The organism is Streptomyces sp. NPDC029466 (assembly GCF_055574515.1).
In genome coordinates, this window is sequence record NZ_JBVHZH010000088.1 from 1 (window position 1) to 11806 (window position 11806).

Sequence of the window (11806 nt, forward strand, 5' to 3'; positions counted from 1 at the left end):
TGACGCCCAATGTGAACAGCAGCTTCTTGCGCAGGTCGGGCGTCTTGAACGCTCGGGCGAACGCGGTGAGCACGGTGCCTCCTGCGCCTCCCGCCACTTACAGGGCCGGGAGGCGACGGTCTTGAGGATCGACGAATATCTAGGGGCTGTACTGCGCGGAGCTCGCCCGCTCGGCGGGGCCCGAGGCAGGCCCCGTGGCCGACTTGGTTGCCCAGGGCGCGGTGCGCGCGCAAACGAAGTCGCCGTCTCCCTCTCGCCGAGGTCTACGGAAACTGGGCTTCTGTACCCACCCATCGGGACCGCTTGAACGCGGCCAGGGTGCTACCTGGCGGTCGAGGTTGGTGTCGGCGTCCGAACCGGACCGGTAGTTGAGGTGCAGGTCGGCATCGGAACTGGCTTGAGGGGTGATGTACGGGTGGGCATCGAAGGCGCGGCGGTCGAGAGGTGATACGGCATCGGCACCGACCGGGCGGTTGACGTACAAGTCGGCTTCGGCCCCGTGGCAGTGGGCACGGGGCGGGGCGTCGACGGCATCGGGACCGACTCCGCTGGAGTACCGGGGCGGCGCTGAGGGCCGGTGGGGCCGTCCTGAGCGAAGGAGCTCGGCAGGACCATCAGTCCGACTCCGAGTCCGGCAACGGTCAGCACGGATCCGGTGGCCGTCCAGGCCGCTCGAGCCCGCCGACGTGCGCGAACGCCGGCGTGCAGTCGGTCTCGGTGCCGGTCCTCATAGAGCGTGTCCTCCTGGCCGTCGCGCATCATCCGCGCCAGTTCCTGCTCGAAGTGATCCATAGCTCCCTCTTCACTCCACCGGCTCTGCCTCAGCCAGAAGCTGACGCAACCGTGCAACGCCGCGGGTCGTCAGTGAACGGGCGGTACCCACCGGACAGCCCAGCGCCTCCGCGACATCCCGCTCGGGCAGGTCCTGGTAGTAGCGCAGCACCACCGCAGCCCGCTGCCGCGCCGGCAGCAGTGCCAACACGGCCTCCAACCGGGTCTGCTCGTCCACGGCAGCGGTCTCATCTGCCACCTCGGGCGGATCGGGCAGCTGGTCCACAGGGTGCTCGCCCCACCAGCGACGCCGTGCCGAGCGAGCCGCAGCACGGGCCAAGACCCTCCGCACATACGCCTCGGGCGCCTGCTCGGCCACCTTCGGCCAGGCAAACCACAGTTTGACAAGCGCTTCCTGCAGCAGATCCTCGGCCCGGTGCCGGTCTCCACCAGTGAACAGCCGCGCCAGGTGCAGCAACGCCGACCACCGAGCCGCCACGAACCGGTCGAACTCATCGGCCCGCAACTGCCCCATCAGCGTCCCCCTCACCTCAACACGCCCCTACACCCTCAATAAAGGCACTGGCCCCTGTGCCGCTATGCACCCCCAGCAAGTGACATGGATCACTAGGAGGGCCCTCGCCACCTGTCGGTGGAGAACCCCTCAACGGTCACCAGTCGTCGTACCTGTCGGGACCTTTCGCCCTGTCTGCCGCCTGTGCAAGCCTCGGCGAACACGAGCACAACGGCGGCGAGCCGGAACGCCGCCGGCTGGTGTTGGTTTCACGAAGCCCGACTGGCTGAAGCGGTAGCGGTGTCGTAAAGAAGTCCTCGCCACCACCCTCCTCGACCGCCTGCCGCATCCTGCGACGTCATCAGCAGCATTGGCCCAGCTACAGGTTGAAGAACCGGCTCGGCGCCATCGAGCGCGAGACGGCAGTGGCCTGACAGGGCAAACCGTCAACGGATGACCGTGATGTCCGGCAGAGGCCGGTCCCAGTCACCGATTTCCGCAACGAGGATCCTGCGGGCCAGCCGCCGGGCCTGGACCCAGCCGTCATCGCGGCGTAGAGCACCCTCGGCCCAGCGATGACGCCCATCCTGGGGCGCTCTACGGCTGGTACACGTGTGGCGTCGTGGTGCTCAGGACGGCGAACCCGAGGCGTTGCAGGATCGGGCGGCTCTGGCGGGAGGCATCGACTTGCAGATAGCGATAGCCGAGTTCGGCGGCGATGTGGGCTCGGTGGGCGACCAGGGCCCGGTAGATGCCCCGCCCTCGCCACGCGGCCACGGTGCCCCCGCCCCAAAGGCTGGCGAAGTCGGTGCCCGGGTGCAGTTCCATCCGCGCGGCGCACACCGGCAGGTCGCCGGCCATCGCGACGACCATGCTGAAGGTTTCCGGCTGTCCGGCCAACTGGGAGAGCATGCGGTGGCGAAGCCGGACGGCGCTCGTGCCGAACGCCTGCTCGTGGACGTCAGCCGCGAGATCCACACCGGATGGGCCGGTGACCGACTGCAAATGGACGCCGTCAGGTAGTTCGACGCCGATGGAAAGGTCTTTGATCTCGGCGACCATCAAGGTCTCCTCAGGCTCGGGGGACAGACCCGCAGCCCGCAGCCGCCCGGCAAGATCACTGGGCTGGTCGTGCCCGTACAGTTTCCATTCGAACTCGCGCCCCAGCGCGGCGAAGTGCTGGACTTGTGCCGCGATCGCCGCTTCCGCCGTAGCCTCATTCAGATCAGACCAGACGACACCGTTCCAGTCGTCGTTGCCAGCGCCGACGTGCCGCACCACGTCGCCGATCCGCTCGACCCGCGCCCCAGGCGCGACGGGTCGCACGTCCTGTCGCATCTGCCGGTCGAACAGGGCAAGTACCGCTTCATGATCCATCCGACCACTCCATCACCAAGCAGGCAAAGGCGGCAACGGGATTCCCCCGCCCCCTGCCCCTCATGTGGAGGTCGTTCGCACAGCGAACGAGCGAGACCGTCGAGTCCTACCTCTACCTCGCCGCCGCGTGGGTCACGGTGCGTTGCCTGATCCGGCAGGCCCGCTACCGCTACCGCAACCGCTACCGCTACGGCTGGGACGCCCGATCAGAAGCCGCCGCCTTCAATGACACCTGTCCTCGGTCGCTCTAAATGTTTCCCGTTCGGTTGGTTGACCACCTGTTAGCGTGCGCGGATGGAAGATCTGGCAACGGGGCACCATCGTCCGGCTGCCGCAGGGAAGGCCGATCTCGGCTACCTGTTCCTGCCGCGGGCGTGGGGATTCGGGTATGCCGCCGAAGCGTGCGCGGCGGCACTCGACTGGCTCGTCGGCGCGCTGCCCGGTGAGCCGGTGGTGCTCACCACCCAGACCGCCAACGTCAGTTCGATGCGTCTCGCGGCGAAGCTGGGGTTCATGGAGGTAGAGCGGTTCGAGGCCTGGGGCGCCGAGCAGTGGCTCGGCATGTGGTCTCCAGTCACGCCGTCCAGTTGAGCAACCGCCGGGGAGTACCCGCCCCTTCCACGCGCGAGCGGCCTGCAACCTCGACCTTGCCACCGCGCATGCCGGGCGCCACATCTGGTGTTGCTGGCCGACCATGAGGTTGGTGACGCCGCACGTTGATGTTGACCTTCGAGTTGGTTGAAGCTCAATGATGGCGAGGTGCCAAATTCTGAGCTGATGCCGATCGGGGTCTTCGCCCAACGCAGTGGCCTGACCTCCAGCGCGTTGCGGTTCTACGCCGACTCCGGGCTGCTGCCCCCTTCCGAAGTCGACCCGGTCTCGGGCTACCGCTACTACGGCGCTGACCAGGTGGCGCGGGCAACCGCGCTGCGTCAGCTCCGCGAGATCGCTATGCCTCTCGCTGCCGTCGAGGCGGTCCTCGACGCCGGAACTGACGAAGCATCTCGGCTGCTCGATGAGCATGTCGCGAAGATGGTCAGGGATACGGCAGCGGCACTGCAGAAGGCTGCTGTCATCAAGTCCGCGCTCGGCGGCAACGTGCCCGGTCTGCTGATTGCCACGCTGAAGGGGCCGGTACTGGCGGATGCGGTTGAGCAAGTCCTGACCGCGACCGCACACGAGGCGGGGGTGCCGGCGCTCGCCGGCCTGCACATCGAGGCGCGTCATGAGGCGGTCGCCTTGACTGCAACTGACCGGTACCGACTCTCTACCCGGACCCTGGTGCCGTTGGAGCCACTGGGACAGACGTGGACCGGCACGGTCAACGGCGACGATCTGCGGGCGGCCGTCGCCGAGATCCGCCGCAGTGCGCTGATCCGCCTCGAAGCGGTGCCACACGGGCTCTGGCTCCGCATGGCCGACCGAGAGGACCGGCATTGTCGGTTGCTGACCGATGATTTCCCCGACTATCGGCTGATGCTCGCGTCGCTGGGCGAGGTCACCACCCGTGCCACGATCGCGAAGGACCTGCTCCTGCGCGCCTTGGAAGAACACCCTGGCGAACGCATCGCACTGCACATCGCCGATCACGGATTGCACGTCCGGTCTGCGGATGACGGACGCCCCGGCATCCCGCTCCCAGCCACCACGACGGGCGAGGCTCTCCAGATTTGGTTCGAGATGACCACGTTGTATCCCGCCGTGAGCACTGCGATCGGCCCCGAGGTGATGCTCGACCTGAGGGGAAACGACCGGCCCGTCACGATCCGCTCCGCCGACCGCGGCGATCTCACCACCCTGGCCATGCCCGTCACATTCGACCACTCAGTCTGAGAACGACAACGAGGAGCTCCATGACCACCGCACCCGCCAGCCTCGACCCGACCATGGAAGCCATCGGCCAAGCCGTCACCGAAGGCCGAACGGGCGACATCGCTTCCGCCCGCCAGAAGCTCCAGAGCCTGTGGTCGGCGGTCGGCGTCACCGGCGACCCGCTGCACCGTTGCTCCCTCGCCCACTACCTGGCGGATCTCTACGAAGATCCCGCCCAGGCCCTCGCCTGGGACGTTCGGGCCCTGGACGCCGCCGACGCCGTGACCGAGCAGCGCGTCCAAGAACACCACGCCAGCCTCCACATCGCCGGGTTCTACCCCTCCCTCCACCTCAACCTGGCCGACAACTACCGCCGACTCGGGTCCTTCGACGCGGCCACCGAGCACATCAACGCGGCCATGGAGCATGCCCCCCACCTCTCTCAGGACGCATATGGTGCCTTCCTGCGCACTGCCCTTGAGGAGGTGGCAACGGCCATCTCCCAGCGCGACATCACCAGGCGGCCTTCAGCGCCTGGTCCCACTGCATGACGCAGAGGAACGCGCCCCTCACCCTCAAGAAGTTCTCGACCTTTCCACCCGGCCGGTCGGTCTGATGATCGGCTGCCGGGGAGGCCGGTACGTACCGCGGGGGCGATGGCCTACGGCTACTACCGCACCGACGACAGCGGATACCACGACATCGAAGGCCGGATCACCTACATCGGGCGCGGCGACGGTGTCGTTAGGCTTTGCAGACGGGCCCTAAGCTTGAACCTCCACCCGGTTTCCAGGAGGCGCTGGGTGTCGTGAACGGCTGCGAGCAGGTCCGGCTGTCGTGGACCAAGAGCGGGCCGGCTTGGTGATGACGGCCGTCGTCGAGGCCCCGCACTGGGGGCCCGACAGCGGGTGACATCAGGCGGGCCGGCTGACGTCGTCGAAGTCGGTGGAGGCCGACAGCTCGGCCCATGCCAGCATGTCGCGCTCGAAGGCGTCACGTCCGGACTGGACGAGCCGAAGCGCGTCGGTGCCGAGCAGCAGGCGCGTCGGCGGCTGGTCGGCCGCCACGATTCGCAGCACCGCGGCCGCGGCCTTGTCCGGGTCGCCCGGCTGGTGCCCGCTGCCGTGGATGCGCCGGGCGCGCAGCGGCTCGAACAGCTCGTCGTAATCGGCGATCACACGGGGCGCGCGGATCATCGAGCGTCCGGCCCAGTCGGTCCGGAAACTGCCCGGCTCGACGGCGGTGACATGGATGCCGAAATCGGCGACCTCCTTGCCGAGCGTTTCGAGGATGCCCTCCACCGCGAACTTGCTGCCGTGGTAGAAGCTGAGGCCCGGCATGGTGATCAGCCCGCCCATCGAGGTGACGGCGATGATGTGGCCCGAACGGCGCTCCCGCAGGTGCGGCAGCACGGCCTTGATCACCGCCACGGTTCCGTAGACGTTCACCTCGAACTGACGGCGAAGGTCATCCATCGACGACTCCTCGAAGAGGCCGTCATGGCCGTACCCGGCGTTGGCGACGAGTACGTCGACCGGGCCCAGTTCGCGCTCGGTCACGTCCACGACCGTGTCCACCGCGTCATACTCGGTCACATCCAGGATGCGGGCGTGCGCGTCGCCGGCGAGCGCCTCAAAGGCCCGTGCGTCGGCGGGCGTGCGCACCGTGCCCACCACCCGGTGGCCCGCGGCCAGCGCCGCGCGCGCAAGTGCGCGGCCCAGGCCGGTGCTGACGCCGGTGATCAGGAATGTCTTGGTGTCCGACACAGGAGTTCCCTTCGTGCGATGCGAACAGAGGCGACCGGGGCGGTCAGGCCCCGGTCGGTCTCGACACGTTCCACTTCAGCACCGGAATCGGCTGCTGATCGGCTTCCGAGGGGTCCGCTTCGCCCCGGGGACAGCCGGACCGGGGGCCTGCCAGTCCCCCTTTCGCGGGCCATCGGGGGGATCTCGGGCCCTATCGTGAACGGCATGGACCGCAACACAGCTCTCGGTGAGTTCCTCCGCTCTCGGCGGGCGCGAATCACCCCGCGTCAGGCGGGCCTGGCCGACGACGGCGGCTTTCGACGAGTGCCAGGACTGCGCCGCGAAGAGATCGCGCAACTGGCGGGCGTGAGCGTCGACTACTACGTACGCCTGGAACGCGGACGCCGACTGAACGTCTCCGAGACCGTGCTGGACGCCATCTCCCGCGCGCTACGCCTCGATCCCGTCGAACGCACCCATCTGTTCCAGCTCGCCAAGCCCGCCGCGGGCAGGCCCCGCCGCACGGCGACGCGTCCGCAGCCGGTCCGCCCGGGGCTGCGCGACCTGCTCCGGATCCTCGAACACACCCCCGCCCTGGTGCTGGGGCGGCGACTGGACGTCCTTGCGTCCAACGAGATGGCACGTGCACTGCTCACCGACTTCGACGCACTGCCGCACCGCGAGCGGAACCTGGTGCGGTTCATGTTCTGCGACGAGACCGCCCGCTCGCTGTATACCCACTGGGACACCCACGCTCAGGACATTGTCGCCTCGCTCCGTCGCGACGCCGGACGCCATCCCCACGATCCGCTGCTGGCCGAACTCGTCGGCGAACTCTCCCTCAAGGATGAGGACTTCGCCCGCTGGTGGGCCGACCAGAACGTGTATCGGCACACGCATGGCAGCAAACACTTCCGCCACCCGATCGTCGGCCCGCTCACCCTCAATTACGAGTCCCTCACCCTGCCCGCCGACCCGGACCAGCGGCTGAGTGTCTACACCGCCGAGGCAGGCTCCAGCTCCGAAGAGGCGCTTCGGCTGCTTGCCGCGTGGATACGGCAGCCCGAGACCTCGCATGGGCAGCACGCAGATCATTAGACGCCGGCCGGTCCGCGAGGAGCGGTCGGCCATAGTGGCTGCGCCCCATGAGCCGGCATGGGCGTGATGGAACACCAGCCGACCTTGCGCCCCACCGCCCGGCCGGTGTCCCAAAAGAAAAACCTCGTCGAGGGAAGAACCGGGATTGAGAGCAATGCGACCGGCCCATTCGTGCCGCGCAGCAACTCTCAACACGTAGTCAGAGGTTAAAACTCAAGCTAAGAACCCGAGTGCGGGCCCAAGGCGCTGTGCTGTACAAGCGCAGCAGGAACGTCTGCGACACCTGCCACCTTGCGGGTCAACTCGACCAGCTGCGAGCGGAGTTCCTGCGCTGGCTCGCCGAGCACGATCGAGCTGAGCACCAGTTGCAGCATCAGGCAGTCGTACTCGTCGTCCTTGCTCGCATAGCGGTCCTGATTGCGTTCCACCAAGGCGTCGGCGATCTGCCGGCCGCCGGCATCGACGGGAACAAAGGTCGCTTCGAAGATCCCATAGCCCGTCCAGCTCCGGTGCAAGAAGACGACGTCCCCCTCGCCGAGGGCGACGGCATCAAGGATGTTCAGGTTCCGACGGCCACCGACTCCTCTGAGAGGGCTTGGGTAGCCACCCTTCGGCAGAAGTCACGTGAGCTGGGCCGCTTCATGGCTGCCTAACTCCAGCTGTAGTTCGTGACCAGGCTCGTTTGAGGCTGATGCGCGGCGCTGCTCTACGCTGCCCTTCATGATCGCCAAGCTGCAGTGTGTGGTGTTGGACTGTGCCGATGTCGTTGAGCTGTCCCGGTTCTACCAGTCGCTTCTCGGCGGCGTGGTGAACCAGCCGGACCCGCGGTGGTCGCTCGACGACGCCTGGGCAACGCTCCATACCGACGGTGGGTTCGTGCTGGCCTTCCAGCGGGTGGACGACTATCAGCCACCGCGGTGGTCGGAGCCCGCTCGGCCGCAGCAGTTCCACCTCGACCTGGGAGTCAAGGACCTGAACCAAGCTCAGCAAGACGTCCTCAATATGGGCGCCGCACTACTCGATGAGGGTGACGGAAAGCGGAGTTGGCGCATCTTCGCGGATCCCGCAGGACACCCGTTTTGTCTCGTCCGGGACTGACAGGTAACACCGCCGGGGGGGCACCTTGATCACCGTTGAGTTGTGTGGACTGACGAAGAGAGGGTGGCCGCAGGCCACGGCATAGTTTCCACCGGTTGGCGGAAAGCGCTCGAGGTGGCCGGACCTCCTGGGTCGCCGGCGCCGTCCGGGACGACGCGCGCGAATACGTCGTCGAGCACCTCCACGACGAGGCCGCGGTGCTGATCGTCGACGAGACCGGCGACGTGAAGGAGGACACCGGCAGCGTCGGGGTCCGGCGCCAATACACCGGCACCGCCGACCGGATCGAGAACTCCCAGTTCACTGTCCACCTCGCCTATGCCGACCAGCGCGGGCATGCAGCGGTGGACTGGGAGCGGTACATCCTCGTTCGTGGACCTGTGATCCGGACCGTTGCCGGGCCGCGTGGCTCAGCAAGGACCCCGTCTTCGTAACTAAGTGGTCGGTTCCGGAAGTCCTTCGGGGGTTGACTCCGGGGGGGGCGCGACGTTGCGCAGCCGGCGTCTTGACCGGCGGCGAGGGAGATGGTGTCGGTTGCTGCGCTGACGTACGGCGATGCAACGTTGTCGATGTTCGAGCTGGACTTCGTCGAGGTTGGTGAGCGCCGTCGGCTGCCGTTGAGCCAGGCGGCGAGCGGGCCCGCGCCGGCCTCCAGGGCTTGTGGCGGCTACGGCTCGATGCGTAGCGCACCGCGCAGCCGCCACGGCTACCGGGTGGCGGTCCCTTCTGCTGTTGGTCAGCGTCGCAGGTTGGGTGCAACCACTGGCTTGGTCGACCTGCGCTCCCTTGATGCGCGACGTTGCTGTGACCGGGCAGACTCCGGTGTCACGCGAAGGTCCAGTGCGGCGAGCAGTAGGCAGAACGCGGCCATTGCCGACCACAGTACGGTCGTCCCCGCGCGGGCGAGCAACTGGGTGCCGAGGAAGGGTGCGAGCGTTGCGGCGACGCCCCAGCTGGTGCCGAAGACGGCCAGGTAGCGGCCGCTTGCGCCGGGCGGCGCGAGGTCGGTGACGAGCGCGTAGACGCGGCCCATGACCAGCAGATCGCCGAGACTCCACACGGCGGCCGAGGCGAGCAACGCAGGCAGCGTGCGGGCGAGGGCGTAGCCGGTCAGCCCTGCGGCCAGGAGGAGATGGGCGAGGGCGAGCGCGACGGGCGTGGTGAGCCGGGTCGCCCAGGGCAGGCGGATCAGCGGCTGGGCGAGCAGGGTGGTGGTCGCGGCGGCGGTGAACAGCAGCCCTGCGTCGGCGGCGGGCAGGCCCTGCCGTGCGAGTGCGAGCGGCAGGGTGATCACGGTCTGTTGGTTGATCAGGGCGTAGGCGGTGCCGGTGGCCAGGACGCTCAGCAGGGCTCGGTCGCGCAGCGGTCGTACGGCGGTGTCGTCCTGCTCCTCTCCGGGTGGTTCGGGACGGTCGCGGGGGAGGGCCAGGTGGATCAGCAGTGCGCAGGCCAGGCAGGTGGCGGCGTCGGTGGCGAAGAGCCAGCGTAGGTCCCAGCGTCCGAGGAGGGCGGCGAGCAGTCCGGCGCCCATGGCGCCCGCCGCGAGCGCGGCGCTGAACAGGCTGAATGCGCGCACCCGGTGCTGCTCCGGCACGGACTCGCCGATGATCGCCTGGCTCGGGGGCTCGTAGAGCTCGAAGGCCAGCCCGAGCAGCACCGCCCCGGCGACCGCCCAGGTGAGCGACGCGGAGGCCGCGATCGCCAGCTGTGCGACGGCGCATCCGCAGAGCCCGAGCACGATGGTCGTGCGCCGGCCGATCCGGTCGGCCAAGTGTCCCCCGGCCAGCCGCGAGGGGATCGTCGCCAGCCCGAAGGCGGCGCTGACCAGCCCAGCGGTGGTCAGGCTCGCGCCGTGGTCGGTGCTGATCAGCGCGGTGAGAAAGGGCAGTGAGAAGGCACCGAGCCGGTTGACGACCCGGGCGAGTAACAGCAAGCGGACGGTGCGGGGCAGTGGTTCGGAGCGCGACACGGCGCCTCCTGTTCTCGTGAATCGTCAAGGTCAGTGATCAGCGGGTGGTACGTGAGCTGATGTCCGTGTCGTCGTCGTGTGACCTGCGAGCCCCGCCCGACGCCGTCTGCGCCGCCCGCAGCATCGGTCTGCTTTGCCGGGTCGGCGATCCACCGTCAGGTCGGACCGACGCAGCGGGCGAAGTGCGGCAGCATCATCGCGACCAGGGCGTCGACATCGGCATCGACCATCGGGTCGCCGGTCATGCCCATCCGGTGGAGCAGGGTGCCGACGACGACATCGATGAAGAACAGGACCCTGTGTTCCGGTTCGCCGAGCGCGTCCTGGAGGGCGAGACGGTAGGGGTCCTGCAACCGTGCGGAGAGGATCTCGCGCAGGGCCGGGTCGCTGACGGCGTCGCTGAACACACCCGCGAAGGCGTCGCCCACCCCCTGCTCGCCGATCTTCGCCGCGATCCAGCGGATGGTCGAGGACATGAGCTCGGCCCGGTCGGCGCCCTCCTTCAGCGGAACCGGGCCGAACGCGTCGAGGAGGCAGTCCACGATCAGCGCGCCCTTCGACGGCCAGCGCCGGTAGACCGTCGACTTCGCGATGCCGGCCGCGGCGGCGATGCGCTCGACCGTGGCGCGCGCGTAGCCGATTTCGTGGACCGTGCTCAGGGTGGCGGTGAAGACCTCGGCGTCGAGGCCGGCGCGCGGGCGTCCGGGCGGTCGGGCGGGAGGAGGCGTTCGAGTCATTCCCTCACCATAGCTAGTTCCGCTACCTTAGGTATCGATACCTAAGGTAGCGGAACCATTCGGGGAGGAGAAGGCATGAGCGGGGACAGCGGTGTGCGGCCGCCGTCGGCGAGCAGCAGCGGGTTGCGGCAGCAGGCATTGGGGAGCGAGCCGGACTGGGCGGTGATGACCGCCGAGGAACTGGCCGCCTACCGCGAGGTGGAGAACCGCAGGCGGGCGTCGCCTGCGATGCGGGCGATCACCGGGATGCCGGACCCCGGTGCCGCGATCGACTGGCAGTCGCTGGCGCTGCCCGGCCGCCGCCTGCCGGTCCGGGTCCACCGGCCGGTGCGCGAACGCGGCGCCTCCGCCGACCGGGCGGCGGCCCTGCCCCTCATACTCCACGTCCACGGCGGCGGGTTTGTGGGCACGGCGGTGCAGAGCGACTGGATCAACAGCCATCTCGCCGCCCAGTTGCAGGCCCTTGTCGTCTCGGTCGAGCACCGCCTCCTCGCCCCGGACACTCCGCTGTCGGCCGCCGCCGACGACGGCTGGGACGCGCTCGACCACCTGGTGCGGCACGCCGCCGATTGGGGCATCGACCCGGCGCGCATCGCTGTGTTCGGCGAGAGCTGCGGCGCACTGGTCACCGCCCTGGCCGCCATCCGCGCCAGGCAGGCCGACCTGCAACTGCGGGCGCAGGTGC

At 68.6% G+C, this 11806-nt stretch carries 12 protein-coding genes and 2 pseudogenes; 9 read left to right on the forward strand and 5 right to left on the reverse strand.

Features of this window, described 5'->3' with window-relative positions; translation table 11 throughout:
* Positions 1-802: 802 nt before the first annotated feature.
* Together ACZ4XD_RS36335 and ACZ4XD_RS36340 are read right to left on the reverse strand one after the other, a co-directional pair.
* Entirely contained in the window at positions 803-1306 is a 504-nt protein-coding gene (locus ACZ4XD_RS36335) for a SigE family RNA polymerase sigma factor (RefSeq protein WP_468049702.1), read from the reverse strand.
* Positions 1307-1882: 576 nt separating this feature from the next.
* The gene (locus ACZ4XD_RS36340; RefSeq protein WP_468049703.1) at positions 1883-2662 is read right to left on the reverse strand and encodes a GNAT family N-acetyltransferase; all 780 of its coding nucleotides are present in this window, start codon (positions 2660-2662) and stop codon (positions 1883-1885) included.
* A gap of 62 nt (positions 2663-2724) precedes the next feature.
* Between ACZ4XD_RS36340 and ACZ4XD_RS36345 the strand changes: the two genes are divergently transcribed.
* From ACZ4XD_RS36345 to ACZ4XD_RS36360, 4 genes and pseudogenes are all read left to right on the forward strand, one after another.
* Positions 2725-2913, forward strand: a complete 189-nt coding sequence (locus ACZ4XD_RS36345) for a hypothetical protein (RefSeq protein WP_468049705.1) — start codon at positions 2725-2727, stop codon at positions 2911-2913.
* Between the two features lie 55 nt (positions 2914-2968).
* Positions 2969-3253 (forward strand): annotated as a pseudogene (locus ACZ4XD_RS36350) (GNAT family N-acetyltransferase); the annotation flags it as partial.
* Positions 3254-3421: 168 nt separating this feature from the next.
* A complete protein-coding gene (locus ACZ4XD_RS36355; protein WP_468049717.1) occupies positions 3422-4495 on the forward strand; it encodes a DNA polymerase III subunit beta family protein in 1074 nt (357 codons plus the stop codon).
* A 20-nt stretch (positions 4496-4515) separates the two neighbouring features.
* Positions 4516-5025: a hypothetical protein gene (locus tag ACZ4XD_RS36360; RefSeq protein ID WP_468049706.1), complete on the forward strand. Its 510-nt coding sequence runs from the start codon at positions 4516-4518 to the stop codon at positions 5023-5025.
* A gap of 363 nt (positions 5026-5388) precedes the next feature.
* Here ACZ4XD_RS36360 and ACZ4XD_RS36365 read toward each other — a convergent pair whose 3' ends face one another.
* The gene (locus tag ACZ4XD_RS36365; protein ID WP_468049708.1) at positions 5389-6240 is read right to left on the reverse strand and encodes an oxidoreductase; all 852 of its coding nucleotides are present in this window, start codon (positions 6238-6240) and stop codon (positions 5389-5391) included.
* A gap of 204 nt (positions 6241-6444) precedes the next feature.
* On the opposite strand from ACZ4XD_RS36365, the gene ACZ4XD_RS36370 reads away from it, so the two are divergent.
* The 4 genes and pseudogenes from ACZ4XD_RS36370 to ACZ4XD_RS36385 form a co-directional block, all read left to right on the forward strand.
* Complete coding sequence (locus tag ACZ4XD_RS36370; protein ID WP_468049710.1) at positions 6445-7317, forward strand: helix-turn-helix transcriptional regulator; 873 nt, start codon at positions 6445-6447, stop codon at positions 7315-7317.
* A gap of 248 nt (positions 7318-7565) precedes the next feature.
* Positions 7566-7970 (forward strand): hypothetical protein, encoded by a 405-nt coding sequence (locus tag ACZ4XD_RS36375; RefSeq protein WP_468049712.1) that lies wholly within the window; start codon positions 7566-7568, stop codon positions 7968-7970.
* Positions 7971-8037: 67 nt separating this feature from the next.
* A complete protein-coding gene (locus tag ACZ4XD_RS36380) occupies positions 8038-8415 on the forward strand; it encodes a VOC family protein (RefSeq protein ID WP_468049713.1) in 378 nt (125 codons plus the stop codon).
* A 119-nt stretch (positions 8416-8534) separates the two neighbouring features.
* Positions 8535-8854, forward strand: a pseudogene (locus ACZ4XD_RS36385) (transposase); the annotation flags it as partial.
* 297 nt (positions 8855-9151) lie between these two features.
* Here the strand turns inward: ACZ4XD_RS36385 and ACZ4XD_RS36390 are convergent.
* Both ACZ4XD_RS36390 and ACZ4XD_RS36395 read right to left on the reverse strand, forming a co-directional pair.
* On the reverse strand, positions 9152-10384 hold the full coding sequence (locus ACZ4XD_RS36390; RefSeq protein ID WP_468049714.1) for an MFS transporter: 1233 nt from the start codon (positions 10382-10384) through the stop codon (positions 9152-9154).
* A gap of 155 nt (positions 10385-10539) precedes the next feature.
* On the reverse strand, positions 10540-11121 hold the full coding sequence (locus ACZ4XD_RS36395) for a TetR/AcrR family transcriptional regulator (RefSeq protein WP_468049715.1): 582 nt from the start codon (positions 11119-11121) through the stop codon (positions 10540-10542).
* A 165-nt stretch (positions 11122-11286) separates the two neighbouring features.
* Between ACZ4XD_RS36395 and ACZ4XD_RS36400 the strand changes: the two genes are divergently transcribed.
* The coding region (locus tag ACZ4XD_RS36400) for an alpha/beta hydrolase fold domain-containing protein (protein WP_468049719.1) at positions 11287-11806 on the forward strand (520 nt) is incomplete at its 3' end.